Source organism: Flexivirga alba (genome assembly GCF_042661025.1).
In the GTDB taxonomy this organism is placed as follows: Bacteria; Actinomycetota; Actinomycetes; order Actinomycetales; family Dermatophilaceae; genus Flexivirga; species Flexivirga alba.
The window spans coordinates 4,236,753-4,256,279 of record NZ_JBHSWH010000001.1 but is presented as its reverse complement, the minus strand read 5'-3'; the positions used below and the strand labels follow the sequence as shown (position 1 = coordinate 4,256,279).

Here is a 19,527-nt window from a genome sequence, read left to right as displayed (position 1 = left end):
CGTTGCCTGAACGACGACCGATTCCACCTGGAGGCTGAGATGGCTGACCCGGCACGCGCCCGCAAGATCGCCGAGCGCACCAAGACCCTTGTCGCCGACTTCGTCGAGCGCCGGGTCAAGGACGAGCGCCTCGGCTTCGTGACAATCACTGACGTCCGCGTCACTGGTGACCTGCAGCACGCCTCGATCTTCTACACGGTGTTCGGCACCGACGAAGAGCGCACGAACACCGCTGAAGCGCTTGAGGATTGGCGCGGCCGCATCCGCTCGCACGTCGGCAAGGGGCTCGGCATACGGCTGACGCCATCGCTGGAGTTCATCCCCGACGCGATCCCGGAGGGCGCGGCGAACATCGAGGAGGCCCTCAAGGCGGCCCGTGAGCGCGACGAGGAGCTGGCCAAGGCGAAAGCGGCAGCGTCATACGCCGGAGACGCCGATCCCTACAAGAAGCCCTCCGACGACTCCGCCGCCGAAGGCGAGTGAGCGCCCCGCATGACGGTTGACGGCCTGCTGCTGGTCGACAAGCCGGCCGGTTGGACCAGCCACGACGTGGTCGCCCGGACGCGGCGGCTGGCGCACACCCGACGCGTCGGACACGCGGGCACCCTGGACCCGATGGCGACCGGCGTGCTCGTGCTCGGCGTCAACAAGGCGACCAAGCTGCTGACCTTCCTGGTCGGTTGCGACAAGACCTACACCGCGACCATCCGGCTCGGGCAGTCCACCGTCACCGACGACGCCGAGGGCGATGTCACCGAGTCGTATGACGCAGCCGGTCTGACGGCGGAGCAGGTCGCCGCGGCGGTCGCGACGCTGACCGGTGACATCGAGCAGGTCCCCAGCGCGGTCAGCGCGATCAAGGTCGACGGCGTGCGGTCGTACGCGAGGGTGCGTGGGGGAGTCGAGGTCAAGCTTCAGGCGCGCCCGGTGCGGGTCAGCCGGTTCGACATCCTCGCCGAACGCGAAATCCCTTCCGACACAGGCGCATTGCGCGACATCGATGTCGAGGTCGAAGTGTCGTCGGGCACCTACGTCCGCGCCTTGGCGCGTGACCTGGGCACCGCGCTCGGTGTCGGCGGGCATCTCACGGCGCTGCGCAGGACCCGCGTCGGCCGGTTCGGCATCGACGACACGACGCCGCTGGAGGAGCTTGCCGCAATGGCCGATCGGGACGAGCCACTGCCGATCATCGGCATGGGTGAGGCGGCGGCGGCTCAGTTCCCCGTGCGCCACATCACTGCCCAGGAAGCCGTCGACCTGCGGCACGGCAAGCGGCTGACCCGCCGACCCGAGCACGTGGAGCTGTCGGCGGCGATCACCGACGCCGGTGAACTGGTGGCGATGCTGGACGAGAGCAAGCCGGTGCCCGTCTCGCGGGTGGTCTTCCCGGCCTGAGGCACTCGTCCGAACCCGGCCGATCGGGCCGACGGGCCTGATCGTTCGGACAGTCTTCACCTCCACATGCGACACCGTCGCGCTTTGTCGATATGCTCGGCGAATCATGGCTACCGTCACCGCACAGCAGGGGTCCAAAGCCGATCGCGCTCGCGCGTTCTTCGCCGATTTCACTCCTGCAGAACGCCGCTCGGCCCTCGGTATGTCGCTGGCGGTGCTCGCGTTGCACGTGCTCGGCTGGGGCACCCTGCTCGTGGTGGTGGCGCCGCAGCACCTGAAGTTCGGCGCCGACACAGCGCACGCGCAGGCGTTCGGGATCGGCCTGGGCGTGACGGCATACACGCTCGGTATGCGGCACGCCTTCGACGCAGACCACATCGCGGCGATCGACAACACCACCCGCAAACTGCTATCGGACGGCAAGCGACCGATGTCGGTCGGCTTCTGGTTCTCCCTCGGGCACTCCAGCGTGGTCTTCGGCCTGTGCTTCCTGCTCGCGCTCGGCATGAAGGCGCTCGCCGGCTCGGTCGAGAACGACAACTCCACGCTGCACACCATCACGGGCGTCGTCGGCGTCACCGTGTCAGGTGTGTTCCTGTGGATCATAGGCATCCTGAACCTCATCGCGCTGATCGGCATCCTGAAGGTATGGCGCCGCGCCCGGGAGGGTGATTTCGACGAGGACTCGCTGGAGCACTACCTGAATTCCCGCGGTTTCATCAACCGGTTCCTGGGTGGCCTGACCAAGTCGGTCACCAAGCCGTGGAACATGTACCCCATCGGGTTCCTCTTCGGACTCGGCTTCGACACCGCCACCGAGGTGAGCCTGCTGGTGCTGGCCGGTGGAGCGGCGGTTTCGCTGCCCTGGTACGCCATACTCACGCTCCCGGTGCTGTTCGCTGCCGGGATGAGCCTGCTCGACGCGGCCGACGGTGTCTTCATGGCCAAGGCCTACCGGTGGGCGTTCGCCAAGCCGTTGCGCCGGCTCTACTACAACGCCACCGTCACCTGGTTGTCGGTCTTCGTGGCGCTCGTGATCGGAACCATCGAGCTGTGCTCGGTGCTCGCGGATCGCCTGTCCTGGACCGCGGGACCGGTGGCCGCGATCGGCACGATCGACCTGAACGGCGTCGGATTCGTCATCGTCGGTGTCTTCGTCGTGACCTGGCTGCTGGCCGTCGTCGCCTGGCGGGTCCTGGGACTGTCGGAGAAGGAATTGTCCGCGGGCTAAAGTTGCGCCGTGCTGTGCGTTTCCCACCTGTCCGAGATCCCTGCCGACTTCGGTGCATGCGTGGTCACAATCGGCAACTTCGACGGCGTGCACCGCGGTCACGCGGCCCTGCTGAGGCAGGTCGTCGAGCTGGCCCGCGAGCGCGGTGTCCGCTCCTGTGCCGTCACGTTCGACCCGCACCCGCTGCAGCTGCTCTACCCGGAGCGCGCGCCGCAGCTCATCGCCTCGTCGGCGTCGCGTTTCGACCGGCTGGCGCAGACCGGCCTGGACGCCGTACTGGTGCTCGACTTCACCCACGAGCTCGCCGCGATGACCCCGGAGGAATTCGTCTCTGAGGTCTTCGTCGACGGGTTGCACGCCGTGGCGGCCGTCGTCGGTAGCGACATCCGCTTCGGCGCCAAGAACGCCGGCGACGTCACGACCCTGCGCGAGCTCGGTGAGCGATACGACTTCGGCGTCGAGGTGATGGCCGACGTCGGCGACGGGCACCGCATCTCCTCCACCGAGATCCGCTCGGCGCTCGCCGAGGGCGCCGTGGACGTCGCGGCGCGCGCACTCGGCCACCTGCACGACGTGCGTGGAATGGTCGTCCGCGGCCTGCAACGTGGTCGGGAACTTGGCTTCCCCACCGCAAATCTCGGGCGTATGCCGGAGGGCCTCGTCCCCGCCGACGGCGCGTATGTCGGCTGGCTGGTCCGCGAATCGGTGCCGGTCGGCGATCCGGAGCATCGGATGCCGGCAGCGATCTCGATCGGGACGAACCCGACGTTCGACGACGTGCCGGAGCGCACGGTCGAGGCCTACGTGCTCGACCGCGACGACCTCGACCTCTACGACGAGGTGGTCCGCATCGAGTTCGTCCGACGGTTGCGCGGCAACACCAAATTCGACTCGATCGACGCGCTGATCGAGCAGATGCACCGCGATGTGGACCAAGCCCGGGAGATTTGTCGAAAGCACCCGGACACTGCCTGACCGATCCGTGAACTGACCGGTAGGCTCCGGCCATGACCAAGTCGCTCAGCTCAGAGCAGCCCGACCTGGCGGTCGTCGAAGGCCGCGCCACCTCCGTGGCCCACCTCTTTGTGGACCGGGTCGCCAAGAGTCCGACCAGCGAGGCGTTCCGCTATCCCGTCGGCGAGCAATGGAAGTCCATCACCTGGGCGCAGGTAGACGAGCGCGCCAGGCGTATTGCGGCCGGACTGGTCTCACTCGGGGTCGAGCCCGAGGACCGTGTCGCGGTCGCCTCGGCCACTCGGCTGGAGTGGGCGCTCGCGGACCTCGGCATCATGTTGTGTGCCGCTGCGACGACCACGATCTACCCGTCGACCACGGCCGACGAGGTGCTCTTCATCGTCTCCGACTCCGGCAGCACCGTGGTGTTCGCGGAGAACGACGAGCAGGTCGCCAAGCTGCGTGGCGGTCGTGACGTCATACAGGCTGTCCGCAAGGTCGTGCAGATCGACGGTGACGGTGACGGCGACTGGGTGATCGGCCTCGCCGAGTTGGAGAAGCTGGGCGCGGCATACCTCGCTGAGCACGAGGACATCGTCGAGAAGCGCATCGCGCAGCTGACTCCGGATTCGCTGGCGACCCTGATCTACACCTCCGGCACGACCGGGCGCCCCAAGGGCGTGCGTCTCTCGCACGACGCCTGGACCTATGAGGCCGCCGCCGTCGACTCCGTCGGGATTCTGGGTGAGGACGACGTGCAGTACCTCTGGCTGCCGCTCGCCCACGTTTTCGGCAAGATCCTGCTCACTCTGCCGTTGCAGATCGGCTTCCCGACCGCGATCGACGGTCGGGTCGACAAGATCGTCGACAACCTCACGATCGTTCGACCCACCTGGATGGGCGCCGCGCCGCGCATCTTCGAGAAGGTCTATGGCCGCATCACCACGATGATGGCGAGCGAGGGTGGCGCCAAGGCCAAACTCTTCGACTGGGCCAGCGGCAACGCCCGCAAGGTCGCCGATGCGCGCGGCGCGGGTGGCAAGGTCAACCCGCTGCTCGGCGCTCAGCATGCGGTCGGCGACAAGGTCGTGCTGGCCAAGATTCGCGAGCGCTTCGGAGGCCGGGTGCGCTTCTTCATCTCCGGCTCGGCGGCACTCAACCAGGATGTCGCGAAGTGGTTCGACGCCATGGGTATGCCGATCTTGGAGGGCTACGGCCTGACCGAGACGTCGGCGGCGTCCTGCGTCAACCGTCCGTCGGCCAACCTGATCGGCTCCGTCGGCTGGCCGCTCCCGGGCACCGAGGTGAAGATCGCCGGCGACGGTGAGGTGCTGATCAAGGGTCCCGGCGTCATGCAGGGCTACCGCGGGCTCGACGACATCACCGCAGAGACGCTGGTCGATGGCTGGTTCCACACCGGCGACATCGGCGAAGTGCTGCCGACCGGGCACCTGCGGATCACCGACCGCAAGAAGGATCTCTTCAAGACCTCCAACGGCAAGTACGTCGCACCGAGCCTGATCGAAGCGACCTTCAAGGGCATCTGCCCCTACGCCTCGCAGTTCGTGGTTGAGGGCGACGGTCGCAAGTTCGTCTCCGCACTCGTCACCCTCGACGAGGAGGCCGTCGTGGACTGGGCTGCCGCCAACGGCATGGAAGGCTCCGATTACCGCACGGTCGTCTCATCCGACGCCGCTCGCGAGATGGTGCAGGGGTATGTCGATGAGCTCAACCTCGGCCTGAACCGCTGGGAGCAGATCAAGAAGTTCATCATCCTGCCGCGTGACCTGACGATCGAAGAGGGTGAGATCACGCCGTCGCTGAAGCTGAAGCGCACCGTCGTGACTCGCAAGTTCAAGGACGAACTCGACCACCTCTACGACTGAGCCGTCTGCTTCGACTCCTCGCACGCCAGGGAGGGCCTCACCCGAGCAAGCTCGGGTGAGGCCCTCCCTCGCGTGGTCGTCGTCTCGCTGGGCGTCCCCTTGCCCTTCACTCGGTTGATCTGGCCCGTTGCGCATCGGCTGAGAGTTTCGTCCGAGTCCCGTCTCGCCATACCCTTGCGGCATGGCAGGTGAGTCGCTCTTCCCGAAGCTCGAGCCGCTGCTGGAGAAGGTCAGCAAGCCGATCCAGTATGTCGGCGGCGAGCTCAACTCCACCGTCAAGGACTGGGACTGCGGCGGCTTCGGGGCGAACGGTGAGGAACAGACCGTCCGTTGGACGCTCATGTACCCCGACGCCTACGAGGTCGGGCTGCCCAACCAGGGCGTGATGATCCTCTACGAGGTCCTCAACGAGCGCCCGGACACCCTCGCGGAGCGGTCCTACGCAGTCTGGTCCGATATGGAAACGGCGATGCGCGACGCCGGCGTCCCGCAGTTCACGGTCGACGGGCACCGCGCCGTGCGGGACTTCGATGTCTTCGGCTTCTCCATGTCGACCGAGCTCGGCTACACCAACATGCTCACTGCCATCGATCTCGCGGGTATGCCGCTGCATGCGGCCGACCGCACTGAGGACGACCCGATCGTCCTGGTCGGCGGTCACGCTGCCTTCAACCCGGAGCCGGTGGCCGACTTCGTCGACGCCGCAGTGCTGGGTGACGGTGAAGAAGCATTGCTCGCGATCACGGACATCATCAAGTCGTGGAAGTCCGAGGGCGGCCCGGCGGCCGACACGAGTTGCTGCTGCGGCTGGCCCGCACCGGAGGCGTCTATGTGCCGGCGTTCTACGACGTCGACTACCTGCCCGACGGCCGCATCAAGCGCGTTGCTCCCGCACCGGCTGCCCACGGTGTGCCATGGCGCGTGTCCAAGCACACGGTGATGGACCTCGATGCGTGGCCCTATCCGAAGCAACCATTGGTGCCGCTGGCCGAGACGGTGCACGAGCGTATGTCGGTGGAGATCTTCCGCGGCTGCACCCGCGGTTGCCGCTTCTGCCAGGCGGGCATGATCACCCGCCCGGTGCGCGAGCGCTCGATCACCGGTATCGGTGACATGGTCGAAAAGGGTTTGCAGGCAACGGGGTTCGAGGAGGTTGGCCTCCTGTCGCTGTCGTCGGCCGATCACTCGGAGATCGGTGACATCGCGAAGGGTCTGGCGGACCGCTACGAGGGCACTCAGACTGGGTTGTCCTTGCCGTCGACTCGTGTCGATGCGTTCAACATCGACCTGGCCAACGAGCTGACCAGGGGTGGCCGGCGCTCCGGGCTGACGTTCGCGCCGGAGGGTGGCTCCGAGCGGATCCGCAAGGTCATCAACAAGATGGTCAGCGAGGACGACCTGATCAACACGGTCGCGGCGGCATACACCGCGGGCTGGCGGCAGGTGAAGCTCTATTTCATGTGCGGCCTGCCGACCGAGACCGACGAGGACGTGCTGCAGATCGCCGACCTCGCCAAGCGAGTCATCGAGACCGGCCGAAAGGTCAGTGGCCGCAAGGACATTCGCTGCACGGTGTCGATCGGCGGCTTCGTGCCGAAGCCGCACACGCCATTCCAGTGGGCGGCGCAGCTGGGCGCGGAGGAGACCGACGCGAGGCTGGCAAAGCTGCGTGAGGAGATCAAGTCCGACCGGCGGTTGGGCTCGTCGATCGGTATGCGCTATCACGATGGCAAGCCGGGCATCGTCGAAGGACTCCTCAGTCGCGGCGACCGCCGGGTGGGCGCGGTCATCGAGGCCGTATGGCGCGACGGTGGCCGCTTCGACGGGTGGAGCGAGCACTTCAGCTATGACCGCTGGATGGCCTGCGCGACAACGGCTTTCGAAGGCTCGCCGGTGTCGGTGGCGTGGTACACGACGCGCGAGCGTGACGAGAACGAAGTCCTGCCCTGGGACCACCTGGACTCCGGTCTCGACAAGGACTGGCTCTGGGACGACTGGCAGGACGCGATCGACGAGAACGAGGTCGAGGACTGCCGCTGGACGCCTTGCTACGACTGCGGGGTCTGCCCGCAGATGAACACCGAGATCCAGATCGGTCCGACCGGCAAGAAGCTGTTGCCGCTGACTGTGGTCTGAGGCGCTCCACGGGAAACTCGGGCGACGTGGCACCAGTCGCTGGCTAGCGTGGCGGGATGCGGGTCCCACCTCCGGATGTCTCCGACGCCGACGTTGCACGCTGCGTCGCGTCGGGTTGGGGAGTGCACGTCGACGAGATCGCTTATGCGCCGGTCGGATTCGGCAGTCATCACTGGCAGGTACGGTCTGGGGCCGAACGGCTCTTCGTCACCGTCGATGTGGTGCGGGACAGCGCGGAGCTCGCTGCAGCGCTCGGCACCGCGGCGGCGCTGAGAGCACAAGGGCTGGAGTTCGTGCACGCTCCGCGGCCCGATGCCAGTGGTGGACTACTGCAGACGGTGGCGGGTCGTCATACCCTCGCCGTCCACGAATGGCTGGACGGCACGGTGCTTTCGTCACTCGACGACGTGCCGCACGCGGAGACGATCCCCCTGCTGGCGAGGCTGCACGCCGTGTCGCTCGCCACGGTGCCGGCCCGACGGGCCGACCTGGTCGTGCAGGGGCGCGCCGGTTTCGAGGCAGCGCTGCAGCAGATCGACACCACCTGGCCGGGTCCGTATGGCGAGAGGGCTCGCTCCTTGCTGCGCCAGCACCGCGGTCGGTTGGGCGACCTGTTCGCCGTACATGACAGCGAAGCGGCGAAAATGCTTGCAAAGCAAGGAACGTGGGTCGTGACACACGGCGAGCCGCACGGCGACAACCTGCTCAGCGGTGACGACGGACTGCACTTCATCGATTGGGACACCGCGCTCATCGCACCAGCAGCGCGCGATGTCTGGCAGGTCGGTGGCGCGTCCGAGCTGGACCACTACCGGGAGCTGACCGGGCGCGAGCTTCCGCAGGACGAGGTGGACCACTTCCGGCGCGACTGGGACCTCGCCGAGATCTGTCTCTACACAGCGGATTTCGCCGCCCCGCACGACGAGACCGCGGACACAGCCATCATGTGGGGCGGTTTCGTCGAGTCGTTGGCAAACCTTCTCGCCGAGAGGACACAAAGAGCACCGAGGGGCCCAGAAAAACACGGACAGACCACGTGATTTCCTGGGCCTCTCGAGGCGTTTCTTGTCCTGTCGGCGACGGGGCGGTTCGGGGACGGACGCACTTAACCGGCACCTCACAGGTTTTGTTCACCGAATTGTCAGGAAGCAGACACCGGGCGGATCGCAGGTGACCTTAGCGTTCGAGCAGCGCCGGTCCGGGGGAGCGGGCCGGCCGAACCACCCCGTCACTGTTTCGTCTCCTCGTGAGGAAGTTGTTCTGTGTCTGTAGAACCCCGTCCGCGCAGCCTGCCCATGGCCGATCACGTCGTCGGCAAGCGATCGCCCGTAACCTGCCAGCTGAAGTGCGCGAACGCCTGTCTCGCGCCGGTCCCGAACACCTCGGACAACTCCACTTTCCGTGACATCGCCGGCGCCGCGCTCACCCGCCGGTCGATCCTCGGCCTGGCCGGCGCGGGTGCGATCACCGTCGCGACTGCGGTGGCCGCGGGATCTCCCGCGGCAGCTGCGACGCCGACCGGGCGCAGAATGCGCCCGGGTATGTCGTTCCGGCCGATCGATCCGGTGGCCAAAACCGTTGACAGTCTGAGTGTTCCGGACGGATGGCGGTGGGACCCGATCATTCGCTGGGGCGACCCGGTGCTGGCCGGTGCGCCGAAGTTCGACCCGTCGAACCAGAGCGCCGCCGCACAGGCGATGCAATTCGGCTACAACAACGACTACACGGACATCATCACCACTGACCGCCGTGGTCGCGAGGGATTGCTCGTGTGCAACCACGAGTACGTGAACCCGGCGATCATGTACCCGCCGACGTTGTCCGACGCCGAGCAGCGCGAGATCTCGCTGGCAGCTCACGGGTTCTCGGTCGTCGAGCTCGAACGGCCCCGCGCAGGAAAGCCGTGGCGTACCAAGGACGTTCGCAAAGCCCGCCGCAATCGCCGGATCACCGGACAGACGCCGTTCGACTTCGACGGGCCGGCCGCCGGCAGTGCGCTGCTGCGCACAAAGGGTGACCCGACCGGTGAACGGGCCTTGGGCACGTTGGGCAACTGCTCGGGCGGCACGACGCCGTGGGGGACAGTGCTGTCCGGCGAGGAGAACTTCAACGGCTACTTCCGCGCCGACGGTACAAGTGCCGAGGAGAAGCGCTACGGCCTGGCGAGTGCGCCTTCGTCATACGGCTTCGAGACGATCGACCCGCGCTTCGACGCCCGCTCCGGCACCGGCTACGAGAACGAGCCGAATCGCTTCGGCTGGATCGTCGAGATCGACCCGCACGACCCGCACTCCACGCCGGTGAAGCACACGGCGCTGGGTCGGTTGAAGCACGAGGGCGCGAACGTGATCCTGTCCCGCTCGGGCAAGGCGGTCACCTACATGGGTGACGACGAGCGCTTCGACTATCTCTACAAGTTCGTCTCCTCCGGCACCTACCGGCCCGGCGACGACCGCCGCACCCGCGAGCACAACAAAACGCTGCTCTCGCAGGGCAGCCTCTACGTTGCCCGCTTCAGCGGCAACTCGCCGGCCGGCGAGATCGACGGCACCGGAAAGCTGCCCGCCGACGGCCAGTTCGACGGCTCGGGGGAGTGGGTCGCGTTGACGAACGACGGCCGGTCGGCGGTGCCCGGCATGTCGATCGAAGAGGTGCTGGTCCACACGCGCCTGGCAGCCGACACGGTCGGTGCCACCAAGATGGACCGCTGCGAGGACGTGCAGCCGTCACCGCAGACCGGCAAGGTGTATGTCGTCTGCACCAACAACACCGATCGGGGCAAGACGGGCAAGGAAGGCCCGACCGAGCCGAACCCGCGCAACGCCAACAAGCACGGGCACATCGTGGAGCTGACCGAGCTCGGCGATCAGAGCTCGACCCGCTTCGCGTGGAGTCTGGTGCTGGTTGCCGGCGACCCCGCAGCGGCCGACACCTACTTCGCGGGATATCCCAAGGACAGGGTCTCGCCGATCTCCTGCCCGGACAACGTCGCGTTCGACAGCAAGGGCGACCTGTGGATCGCCACCGACGGGATGCCGAGCGCGATCGGGCTGGCCGACGGTCTGTTCCGGATGCCCCTGTCCGGCGCGGAGCGAGGGCACGTCGAGCAGTTCCTCGCCGTGCCCCAGGATGCAGAGACCTGCGGGCCGGTGGTTCACGACGCGGACGGTCTGGTCTTCGTCGCGGTGCAGCACCCCGGAGAAGAGGGAACCTGGGCGCAGCAGCGGTCCTACTTCCCCGACTATGTGAGCGGCAGGGCCGGGAAGGGCGAGTGGAAGGGACCACGCCCGTCGATCGTGCAGGTCTACCGGTCCTGACGTCGACCTGATGCCGAGGGAGCGGCGTGCGCGAGAGATCGCGCGCGTCGCTCCTGTTGTTGGTGACGGCTAGCCGACGGTCAGGGCCAGATGTATGACGTCCCCGAGGCCGACGGCCTCCGCACGCTGGACGGCGACCTTCACCGGCACCAGGTAGCCACCGTCACGGGGGAAGATCGACGTGGTGAACTCCGTGCCGCCGATCCGCCCATGCGCCGGGATGCAGCCCCAGCCGTAGGTCACGTCACGGGCGATCTGGGCGAGATCATCAGCCTGCTCCGGCGGCAGAGCGGCAAAGAGGTATGGCGCAGGCCCGCGCCATTCGATGATCTCCGCGTCGAACTCCAGCTCCACGTCGACAACCCTAGATGGACGGGTCACGTAACTGCGCGCCACGCAGATGTATGGCGATGCCCGGCGTCGCGATGCGCACGATCTCCTCGGGCGAGGCGTTCGCCATCGTCGGCACCTTGAGCACGTAGCGCGTCATCAGCACACCGGCGATCGTCATCAGCACACCGGTGGCACGGGCCTCAGCGTCCCGACCGGCCAGCCGACCCTTGACCCGGCCGAGCAACTCGGTCTCCAGGAATTCAACGAAGCCGCCGGTGCCGCTCTGTTTCGCAGCTGTCGCGAGCACGGTCTGGACGAGCACGGGACCGACCTCGGGGTCGTCCCAGACCCGCAACACAGTGCGCAGGATGCGCCCGGGCCATTGCTCGACGGGAGCGTCCAGTGCGTGCTCGATCAGGTCGCCGGGGCGCACCGGCAGCTCCATCGCAGACGCGAAAAGTCCCTGTTTGGAAGCGAAGTGGTAACTCAGCAGGGCGACGTCGACACTCGCGTCGGCTGCGATGGCGCGCATCGACGTAGCGGCATACCCGGCGCTCAGGAAATGGTCGCGCGCCACCTCGAGGATCTCGGCGCGCGTGTCCGGATTGCCGGCCCGACGGCCTCGCGACTTATTCATCACCGTTGAATCTACTGCTCGCCGGGGCGGACCGTCAGTCCCGACGCGGTCAGCCGGATCGCTGCGGGAAGGATTGTCATGGAACGCACCAAGGGCGCACTGGTCGCCGTGTGTGTAGGGCTCGCGACGGTGGTGTCGGCGGTGTCGTCGCTGATGGTGGCGCTGCCGGATATGGCGCGTCATACAGGAGCGTCGCAGACCGAATTGTCTTGGATAGTAGACGGTTACGCGCTGACCTTCGCCGCGCTGCTCCTGCCCGGCGGTTACCTCGGGGACCGGCTCGGACGGCGCAGGGTGTTGCTCGGCGGGCTCGGCCTGATCATCCTCGCGGCGGCCGCCGGCGCGGTGGTGACCAGTCCCGGTGCGCTGATCGCGATCCGCGTGGTGATGGGAGTGGCTGCGGCGATGATCATGCCGGCAACGCTGTCGACGATCACCGCGACCTTCCCGCCCGCGGAGCGCGTGCGGGGCGTTGCGATCTGGGCCGGATTGGCAGGCGGCAGTGCGGTTCTCGGCCTCTTCGCCGCCGGCTTGCTGCTGGAATGGTTCTCCTGGCAGTCGATCTTCTGGTTCACGGTCGTGGTCGCCGCGGTCGCGGCGGCGCTGACCGTGCGGCTGGTGCCCGAGTCGCGTGCGCCGCAGCTCGGCACCTTCGACCTCGGCGGAGCCGGACTGTCCGTCGCCGGACTCGGTGTGCTGGTCTACTCGATCATCGAGGCGCCGATCGAGGGCTGGGGAGTGCGCGCACCGTCGGCGGTCTGGTCGCCGGTGTCTTCGTGCTGGTCGTGTTCGCCGGCTGGGAACTGCGAAACAGCGCACCACTGTTGGATGTTCGGCTCTTCGCGCGGCGTGGCCTCACCGCCGGGATGCTCACCGTGTCATCACTGTTCTTCGTCTTCTTCGGGTTCATCTTCGTCTTCATGCAGTACCTGCAGTTCGTCCGCGGCTGGTCGCCGTTGGTCTCCGCATGCGCGGCAGCACCGGTGGCGGTCGGCCTGCTGCCGGCGGCGCGCCTTGCGCCATACCTGGTGGAGCGGGTGGGTGTGCGCATCCTTTGCGGTACAGGTATGACGCTCGTGGCGCTCGCAATGGCCGGGCTCGCGACCGCTGGCGCCGAGACCCACTATTGGGTGATCGCGTTGCTGCTGTGGGTCGGTGGCACCGGCATGGGTTGGGGTATGACGCCCGCGACGGCCAGCATCACCGATGCGCTTCCGGAAGCCGAGCAGGGCGTGGCCTCGGCGATGAACGACGTCGCCCGTGAGGTCGGCGGGGCACTCGGCATCGCGGTGCTGGGCAGTGTGCTCAGCGGCGGCTACCGGTCCGCGCTCGACCTGCCGCCCGGCTCCGAGCGGATCGCGGGTGCTGCACGCGAATCCGTCGGTGTTGCAACGCAAATCGGCGGTCCGGTGCGCGACGCGGCACGGGATGCCTTCGTCTCCGGCCTCGGACACACGTTCGTGCTCGCGGCCGTGATCATGGTCGTGTGCGCGGTCGGTGTGGTCACCGTGCTCGGCGCTCGCCGCAAGCCGGTCACTTCACCTCGTATGTCGCTCGTCGGCCGACGCTGAACCGCACTGCGTCCGTCAGCCGTGCCTCAGGTGTTCAGCGCCGGATCCGGTGCTGGCCTCTGTTGACGACGACCCAGGCACGGACGAACCCGGCCGCAGACAGCACCGCGCCGAGGCCTTCGGCGACGGCGCTGATCGATTTGTCGCGAAACCAGATCGGCTCGTACATCGACGGCACCGGCCCGAATGCCGGCACGGCGACGTACCTGAAGAGCATGACGGCGATGAAGGCACTACCAGCGACGACGAACGCGGCGGCGTAGGCGGCTCGGCTGCCCAGCACAAGCACCAAGAGGGCCACCACGAGTGCCGCAACCGACTCCACCCGGAACAGCAGCCCCTCACTGAGATGACCTGGCGCACTCGCCAGCGCATACCGACTCGCGAGGCGAAGGTGCACCACACCGTCTGCGACCAGGCACGCGGCAACCAGCAAGCGCAGGCACCAGCCGACAAGACGGTCGCCCGTCATCCCGATCTTCACGAGACAACCAGTGTGTCGTGCATGTTGGCGTGGTAGGTGCAGTGGAACGAATACTTGCCCGGCTTGGTCGGAGCCGTGAACGTCTTGCTGCCCCCATTACTGGGGACCACATCGTCGAAGAGGCCGGCCTTGTCCGAGGTGACCGTGTGGTTGACGTCGTCGGAGTTCGTGACGGTGATCTTTTGGCCGGGGTGCACGCTGGCCGGCACCTGATATTTGAAGTCCTTGATGGTGATCTTCGCTGTGACGGAGGTCTTGGCGGCCGCCGAGGAAGATCCGCTGGACGAGGGCGCTGGCGGCATCGAGGATGTCGAGCGGGCTGCGCTCGTGGTCGATGACCCGCCCGCTGCGGGGGTTGATGCGCCTTGTCCCGTGGACCCGTTGCCGCAGGACGCCAGAAGGATGACACTGCAGGTCGCGGCGACCGCGCCCGCTGCCAGTCGAAAAGTCATGAGGGTCCATCCAATCGGGTTGAAAATGACCGGAAGAAGATTCGGTCTCTAGGAGTTCGTCGCCCTCGCATGCACAGATTGGGGACTCGGGCGATTCGTCCGCGCGTCGTGAGCGATGAGGACCTTCGCAACAACAGACCACCCGCATCGTCCGAAGGTGAGCAATGCGGGTGGTCTGCGTTCTGGGGCGTCGTCACCGGGCCCCTGCTGTCCGTGCCGTCGAGAGGTCGTTGGTCGGGCTCAGGTGTGGTGGCTATTGATCAGGTGCGCGTAGACGACGATGTTGTCCAGGTAGTGGCCGGTGGCGCGGTCGAATTTGCCGATGCAGGAGATCAGCCGCAGGCCCGCGTGGTTGATGTTGCCGTAGACGCGGTCGGTCGGGAACTTCGCCTTCGGGTAGTGCTCGAGGCTGTCGACCCGGAAGGTCGCGACGGTGTGGTCGGCCCGCGTGACTTGGATCTGGTCACCAGGGCGTAACTCGCCGAGCCGGAAGAAGATCGATTGCGCGTCCTTCTTCTCATCGGTGTGTCCGACGATCACCGACGGGCCGAGTTGCCCGGGGGTGGGGGAGCCGGTGTACCAGCCCGCCGGCACGCCGGGGGTGGCCGGCGGAACGGCAACGGCACCATTGGAGTCCGTGCCGTAAGCGGCCAGGTGGGAGTTCTTGATCCCGATCGCCGCGATGGTCAGAGCGGTCGGTGTGGAACGGGGCAGCACCGGGCCGACGGTCGACGGAGTGGCCGAGGACGCCTTTCCGGGTGCCGTGGTCGACCCGTGCTGGGGAGTCGACGGGGCGGGCAGGTTGCCCTCCGCCGTCGTGTGCGCCGCAGAAGCAGGCGGCGTCGCGGCGTGGACCTGGCCGCGGACCCCGATGATCACCAGCACCACCGCCGCGATCGTGAGCAAGCCGGCCACCACGGCCGCCCAGCGGCGACCGTGGTGATCGGGTGTGTTCGCACTCATGCCGGATTGGTCAACCCGGTCCTCAGTGCTGCTTGCCGAAACGGCGACGGCCGGTCAGCACAGCACCGGCACCCAACAGCAGCGCACCGGCCCCATAGAACAGGCCCTGGTCCTGGATACCGGAGGTACCGCCGCCACCGGTCTGCACACCACCAGTAGGCATGGTGTTCATCTGGGACTGCACCAACTTGCCGCACAATGCGGGGGCAGTGCCGATCAGCGCCAGCTTCTTGCTCGCACCGGGCAACGTGACACCCAGGGAGTTCGCAGTCGTCAACGACGCCTTCGGTGCGGTGGCGGGGTTCAGCCCGTGCACCACGATCACTCCCTTGTTGGCCTTGATCGCCGACAACGTGGCCTGGTTGATGGTGAACGTGCGCTTGTAGGTGAAGTTCGCGCCACCGGGAGCCTTGGTCACGTCGGTCGCTGCCTTGGCGCTGGTGTCGCCCTTGACCGACAACGTCGTGCCGATCTTGCCGTACGCGGGCTGACCCTCCACGGTGCTGATCACACCGTCACCGTTGGTGTCAGCCGACGCCGTCGGGCACATTCCGCCGCCATCGATGTGCACGTGCTGCACGTGCGGGAACGGGGCCCCGGCGAACGCGACCGGAATCCCCAGCGCGTCGAGGGTCTTCTTGTCCGTCGGCAACTTGTCCGCCAGCCCTGACACGGTCTCGCTGACCGTGGCCTGATCACCCTTGATCATGATCATCACGTGGCCCGAGGCCGCACCGTTCGGCGTGTTGAGCGCAACCGGTGCCAGATTGGCCTGGTAGCTCCAGCTGTCGGCGGCATGCGCCGCCGGAACACCCGCACCCAGTGCGGCAACACACGCCGCGGCGGGGACGGCTGCCAGGAACAGCTTCTTCTTCGTCTGCATGATTGCTTCCTTCTCCATCGGACGCCGGCGGGGCGATTGCCCCACCGACTGCTTCCCGCGCCCGGATCGGCAAGGACTCCGTGCGCCACATCTGTCTGCCATGGGTATTAACCGCACAGCAGCCGTACCGATCGCCGGCCCGGGCCACCTCGGAGCTGCCGGGTTGGTCCGTGACCTTGCCGTCACGGACCAACCCTTGAGGAAGCCCGTCGTACCGACGAACACGAGTAGTTCGGTGCCGATGGGGAAACGGATGGGTCGAATTTCAGTTGCCGGTCCAGCACCCCAGCACGACTGCCGCGATGTTGTAGGCAAACGCGGCGCGGCGTGGGTAGAGCCGGGAGTCTGGCGACAGGTGCGAGGTGTCGACCCGCATGGTGTCGTTGTCCTTCTGCAGCACGACGATCCCGTCGCTGGTGCCGAATGCGCCGGGGTTCAGCCCGGCCAGGCCCTTCTCGCCCTGCACGGTCGAACGCTGCCCGGCGGTGTATGCAGTCGCCGCGCGAACATCGGCGGCTTCATGCACGGTCAGGACGATCGGGCCCGTCGGTAGGCGGTAGGTGCATGTGTAGGTGTTGTTCCGCCAGGTCGAGACCGGCTTCGGAGCCGGCTCCACCGACAGCACCGTCGTGATGTTGTCGCGCGTCTCGTCGGTGCAGATCATCTTCGCGGCCTCCGACGGCGCGGCGCGGTCGACTACATGTGCCGTGGCCGTGTTCTTGGGCGTCGCCGTGCCGGGCGCCTTGCTGGACGTCGTGCCAGATGTCGTGCTGGAGGTCGCCGGGTGCGAATTTGAGGATTTCGGCGGCGTGCTGGCGGACGCGGAGCAACCGGCGAGCGGTACTGCTGCCGCGGCAAGTAGGCATGCCGCGAGTGTCTTGGCCTTCATCGGCATACCACCCTGGTTTCTCGGCCGTGCATCCCTGGACGGGTGACGGCATGGCCAGTCCTGCGAGTGCGGCGCGCAACACCCGTGGGCACGCGGTGTGTGTGGCTTCTATGCGTTGAGGCTTGTTCTGCGTTGGCGTCGCGAGTCGCAAGCTCCCTGCGACGCCAACGCAGCTCAAGCTTCCTGTGCCTGTCCAGAATCAACTTCGTTGTCATGTGAGCTATTCGTCGCCAGTGGCCGGATCGGATGGCCGCATGGCCGAATTTGTACCGACGGGCTGATGATCCTGTTACGGGGCACCGGTGGTCAGCGCGTATCCGCCGATGACCGCCATACCTATGGCGAGCAACACCGCGATCGGGATCCGCGCCGCGAGCCGGAATCGCGCCAGCCGAGCGGCCAGCGGGATCAGCAGCGTGAAGACCGGCAGCAGGTAGCGCGGGCGCGACCCGAAGTAGCCGGACGTGCCGATCGTCATCAGCAGCAGGACAACACTGAAGACCGTGAAGCCGACCGGCAGCCCGTCGCGGACTCCCTGCCAGATCAGCCACACCATGGCGAGCAACAGCACGACGACGCCGAGTCCCTTGGCGCTTTCCAGCCCACCGGCACGCACCAAACCCCAGACCCAGTCGGCGAAGTAGCGACCACTGTCCCAGCTGCGCGCCCACCCCTCGGTCGCGTGGAAGTAGCCCATCAACTCGTGCCGGCGCACGGCGACATACGCCAGATAACCGATCAGTCCCAGCGGCGCGATGGCGATCGTGGGCACGACCCGACGCCACGACGCCCCACCTCGCAGACCGGCGACGAGCGCGGCCACACAGACCGCCGCGACGACCGCGGCACCGGTCGGACGGGTCAGTCCGGCCAACGCCGCCAGCACGCCGGCGAGCAACCACCGCCGGTCGGCGACCGCCCAGAGCGCCCACGCCGCCAGCGCGCACAGCAGCCCTTCCGTGTAGGACATCGACAACACGATCGCGTAGGGGTAGGTCGCCCACAGCACCGTCGTGATGGTCGCGGTCCGGCGATCAGTGACACGCTCGGTGGCGGCATACACACCCGCTGCGGCCGCCAGTGAAGCCAGCCAATTGATGGCCATCCCGAGATCGACGAAGGGAAGCTGAATCACCGTGTGCACTGCGCGCTCGAGCAGTGGCAGCAGCGGGAAGAACGCGTAGTCCGAATGCAGCCCGTCGTGCGCCGCAATCGTTGTGCCGTAACCGTGTTCGGCGATCCCGGCGTACCACTGCCCGTCATAACGGGTGAGCATGTGATGCAACGAGCCGGCGTCCCGCACCCGCAGCACAACGTCCAGCACGACAACCCCGAGCAGCCGGATCACCACGAACAGGGCCAGTGCGTATGCCGCCGCACGTCGCGACCCATAGCGCTCCGCCCGACCCGTCATTCGGCCAGCGTAGAGAACACCGGCCACCGGACCACTACCTTGTCCCGGTGGCCAAACAACGTGTTCCCGAAGGGCCGGCACCCGAGCCCGTCGTGCAACGTCTGCGCGTGCGCTACGCCAAGCGCGGCCGGTTGCGCTTCTCGTCCACCCGCGACTTCCAGCGCGCGTTGGAGCGTGCGGTGCGCCGGGCGCAGCTCCCAGTGGCGTTCTCCGCCGGCTTCCACCCACACCCGCGGATCAGCTACGCCAACGCGGCGCCGACCGGCACCGCGAGCGAAGCCGAGTACTTCGAGATCCAGCTGACCCGCACCTGCGAGATCGAGCAACTGCGCGCCGACCTCGACGAAGCGTTGCCGGCTGACCTGGTCATCCTCGACGTAGCCGAGTCCTTGCCCGCAGCCCTCGCCGACCGGCTGGAGGCCAGTTGCTGGCAACTGGACTTCGCCGCCGAGGAGGCCGACGACGTGGCGGCGGCGACTGCGACCGTGCTCGCCCGAGATGACGCGACCGTCTCGCGGATGACCAAGCGCGGCGAGCGGGAGTTCGACGTGCGCTCGGCGATCGCCGCACTCACCGTCGACGGTCCGCGGGTCACGATCGTGCTGCGGCACCTGACCCCGCTGGTGCGCCCCGACGACGTCGTCACCGCGCTCACGACGTATGGCGCACTGCGCCCGACACGCCCACCGCAGATCACCCGGCTGAGACAGGGTCCACTGTTGGCGGACGGCGCGATCGGCGACCCGTTGCGGTGACTTCGGGGGCGGGTCCGGGCGGCGGCCGAACGGTTGGAGGCCGATTGTGTGCGACAATGGAGTCGGTCGTCGGCAGTGCCACAACCTGCCCGACGCCCCGTTGGCAACCACTCGAGCCCGCGAGATTTCGCGACCAGCCGAGTGCAGGACCGACGGCGTCTGACTGATCAGGTGCCCGCGATATGACGCGAACCTGACGGCGTGACGTAACAGACGACTTTCGCGTC

17 protein-coding genes and 2 pseudogenes are annotated in these 19,527 nt (G+C 67.2%); 11 read left to right on the top strand and 8 right to left on the bottom strand.

Annotated features, from left to right (window positions below; all coding sequences use genetic code 11):
- The first annotated feature begins 39 nt into the window (after positions 1–39).
- The 8 genes and pseudogenes from rbfA to ACFQDH_RS21170 all read left to right on the top strand — a co-directional run bounded on the left by rbfA (position 40) and on the right by ACFQDH_RS21170 (position 10,919).
- On the top strand, positions 40–483 hold the full coding sequence (gene rbfA, locus ACFQDH_RS21205) for a 30S ribosome-binding factor RbfA (protein WP_382404354.1): 444 nt from the start codon (positions 40–42) through the stop codon (positions 481–483).
- A gap of 9 nt (positions 484–492) precedes the next feature.
- A complete protein-coding gene (gene truB / locus ACFQDH_RS21200) occupies positions 493–1,395 on the top strand; it encodes a tRNA pseudouridine(55) synthase TruB (protein WP_382404353.1) in 903 nt (300 codons plus the stop codon).
- A 106-nt stretch (positions 1,396–1,501) separates the two neighbouring features.
- The gene (nicT, locus tag ACFQDH_RS21195) at positions 1,502–2,626 is read left to right on the top strand and encodes a Nickel transporter NicT (protein ID WP_382404352.1); all 1,125 of its coding nucleotides are present in this window, start codon (positions 1,502–1,504) and stop codon (positions 2,624–2,626) included.
- A gap of 9 nt (positions 2,627–2,635) precedes the next feature.
- Positions 2,636–3,601: a bifunctional riboflavin kinase/FAD synthetase gene (locus ACFQDH_RS21190; protein ID WP_382404351.1), complete on the top strand. Its 966-nt coding sequence runs from the start codon at positions 2,636–2,638 to the stop codon at positions 3,599–3,601.
- A 32-nt stretch (positions 3,602–3,633) separates the two neighbouring features.
- Positions 3,634–5,466, top strand: a complete 1,833-nt coding sequence (locus tag ACFQDH_RS21185; protein ID WP_382404350.1) for an AMP-dependent synthetase/ligase — start codon at positions 3,634–3,636, stop codon at positions 5,464–5,466.
- 181 nt (positions 5,467–5,647) lie between these two features.
- A pseudogene (locus ACFQDH_RS21180) lies at positions 5,648–7,602 on the top strand (TIGR03960 family B12-binding radical SAM protein).
- Positions 7,603–7,658: 56 nt separating this feature from the next.
- Positions 7,659–8,642, top strand: a complete 984-nt coding sequence (locus ACFQDH_RS21175; protein WP_382404348.1) for a phosphotransferase — start codon at positions 7,659–7,661, stop codon at positions 8,640–8,642.
- A gap of 255 nt (positions 8,643–8,897) precedes the next feature.
- A complete protein-coding gene (locus tag ACFQDH_RS21170; RefSeq protein WP_382404347.1) occupies positions 8,898–10,919 on the top strand; it encodes a PhoX family protein in 2,022 nt (673 codons plus the stop codon).
- Between the two features lie 69 nt (positions 10,920–10,988).
- On the opposite strand, the gene ACFQDH_RS21165 is transcribed toward ACFQDH_RS21170, so the two are convergent.
- Together ACFQDH_RS21165 and ACFQDH_RS21160 are read right to left on the bottom strand one after the other, a co-directional pair.
- The gene (locus tag ACFQDH_RS21165; RefSeq protein ID WP_382404346.1) at positions 10,989–11,273 is read right to left on the bottom strand and encodes a DUF1905 domain-containing protein; all 285 of its coding nucleotides are present in this window, start codon (positions 11,271–11,273) and stop codon (positions 10,989–10,991) included.
- Positions 11,274–11,283: 10 nt separating this feature from the next.
- Entirely contained in the window at positions 11,284–11,889 is a 606-nt protein-coding gene (locus tag ACFQDH_RS21160) for a TetR/AcrR family transcriptional regulator (protein WP_382404345.1), read from the bottom strand.
- A gap of 78 nt (positions 11,890–11,967) precedes the next feature.
- On the opposite strand from ACFQDH_RS21160, the pseudogene ACFQDH_RS21155 reads away from it, so the two are divergent.
- Both ACFQDH_RS21155 and ACFQDH_RS21150 read left to right on the top strand, forming a co-directional pair.
- A pseudogene (locus tag ACFQDH_RS21155) lies at positions 11,968–12,543 on the top strand (MFS transporter); the annotation flags it as partial.
- On the top strand, positions 12,432–13,460 hold the full coding sequence (locus ACFQDH_RS21150; protein WP_382404344.1) for an MFS transporter: 1,029 nt from the start codon (positions 12,432–12,434) through the stop codon (positions 13,458–13,460). The pseudogene ACFQDH_RS21155 and the gene ACFQDH_RS21150, both read left to right, overlap by 112 nt.
- 34 nt (positions 13,461–13,494) lie before the next feature.
- Here the strand turns inward: ACFQDH_RS21150 and ACFQDH_RS21145 are convergent, their stop codons facing one another.
- From ACFQDH_RS21145 to ACFQDH_RS21120, 6 genes are all read right to left on the bottom strand, one after another.
- Positions 13,495–13,944 (bottom strand): hypothetical protein, encoded by a 450-nt coding sequence (locus ACFQDH_RS21145; RefSeq protein ID WP_382404343.1) that lies wholly within the window; start codon positions 13,942–13,944, stop codon positions 13,495–13,497.
- A complete protein-coding gene (locus tag ACFQDH_RS21140; protein ID WP_382404342.1) occupies positions 13,941–14,396 on the bottom strand; it encodes a cupredoxin domain-containing protein in 456 nt (151 codons plus the stop codon). The genes ACFQDH_RS21145 and ACFQDH_RS21140 overlap by 4 nt, the downstream gene beginning before the upstream one ends.
- 240 nt (positions 14,397–14,636) lie before the next feature.
- Positions 14,637–15,359: a class F sortase gene (locus tag ACFQDH_RS21135; RefSeq protein ID WP_382404341.1), complete on the bottom strand. Its 723-nt coding sequence runs from the start codon at positions 15,357–15,359 to the stop codon at positions 14,637–14,639.
- 22 nt (positions 15,360–15,381) lie between these two features.
- A complete protein-coding gene (locus ACFQDH_RS21130; protein ID WP_382404340.1) occupies positions 15,382–16,242 on the bottom strand; it encodes a hypothetical protein in 861 nt (286 codons plus the stop codon).
- A gap of 265 nt (positions 16,243–16,507) precedes the next feature.
- Complete coding sequence (locus ACFQDH_RS21125; RefSeq protein ID WP_382404339.1) at positions 16,508–17,131, bottom strand: hypothetical protein; 624 nt, start codon at positions 17,129–17,131, stop codon at positions 16,508–16,510.
- A 289-nt stretch (positions 17,132–17,420) separates the two neighbouring features.
- Positions 17,421–18,545, bottom strand: a complete 1,125-nt coding sequence (locus tag ACFQDH_RS21120; RefSeq protein WP_382404338.1) for a glycosyltransferase family 39 protein — start codon at positions 18,543–18,545, stop codon at positions 17,421–17,423.
- A gap of 47 nt (positions 18,546–18,592) precedes the next feature.
- Between ACFQDH_RS21120 and ACFQDH_RS21115 the strand changes: the two genes are divergently transcribed.
- The gene (locus tag ACFQDH_RS21115) at positions 18,593–19,300 is read left to right on the top strand and encodes a TIGR03936 family radical SAM-associated protein (protein WP_382404337.1); all 708 of its coding nucleotides are present in this window, start codon (positions 18,593–18,595) and stop codon (positions 19,298–19,300) included.
- Positions 19,301–19,527: the final 227 nt, after the last annotated feature.

Bases quoted from the DNA above. Each gene is read 5' to 3' on its own strand.
- rbfA (WP_382404354.1), top strand. From the start codon at position 40: ATGGCTGACCCGGCACGCGCCCGCAAGATCGCCGAGCGCACCAAGACC.
- truB (WP_382404353.1), top strand. From the start codon at position 493: ATGACGGTTGACGGCCTGCTGCTGGTCGACAAGCCGGCCGGTTGGACC.
- nicT (WP_382404352.1), top strand. From the start codon at position 1,502: ATGGCTACCGTCACCGCACAGCAGGGGTCCAAAGCCGATCGCGCTCGC.
- ACFQDH_RS21185 (WP_382404350.1), top strand. From the start codon at position 3,634: ATGACCAAGTCGCTCAGCTCAGAGCAGCCCGACCTGGCGGTCGTCGAA.
- ACFQDH_RS21175 (WP_382404348.1), top strand. From the start codon at position 7,659: ATGCGGGTCCCACCTCCGGATGTCTCCGACGCCGACGTTGCACGCTGC.
- ACFQDH_RS21170 (WP_382404347.1), top strand. From the start codon at position 8,898: ATGGCCGATCACGTCGTCGGCAAGCGATCGCCCGTAACCTGCCAGCTG.
- ACFQDH_RS21160 (WP_382404345.1), bottom strand. From the start codon at position 11,889: ATGAATAAGTCGCGAGGCCGTCGGGCCGGCAATCCGGACACGCGCGCC.
- ACFQDH_RS21150 (WP_382404344.1), top strand. From the start codon at position 12,432: ATGGTTCTCCTGGCAGTCGATCTTCTGGTTCACGGTCGTGGTCGCCGC.
- ACFQDH_RS21140 (WP_382404342.1), bottom strand. From the start codon at position 14,396: ATGACTTTTCGACTGGCAGCGGGCGCGGTCGCCGCGACCTGCAGTGTC.
- ACFQDH_RS21135 (WP_382404341.1), bottom strand. From the start codon at position 15,359: ATGAGTGCGAACACACCCGATCACCACGGTCGCCGCTGGGCGGCCGTG.
- ACFQDH_RS21130 (WP_382404340.1), bottom strand. From the start codon at position 16,242: ATGCAGACGAAGAAGAAGCTGTTCCTGGCAGCCGTCCCCGCCGCGGCG.
- ACFQDH_RS21125 (WP_382404339.1), bottom strand. From the start codon at position 17,131: ATGAAGGCCAAGACACTCGCGGCATGCCTACTTGCCGCGGCAGCAGTA.
- ACFQDH_RS21120 (WP_382404338.1), bottom strand. From the start codon at position 18,545: ATGACGGGTCGGGCGGAGCGCTATGGGTCGCGACGTGCGGCGGCATAC.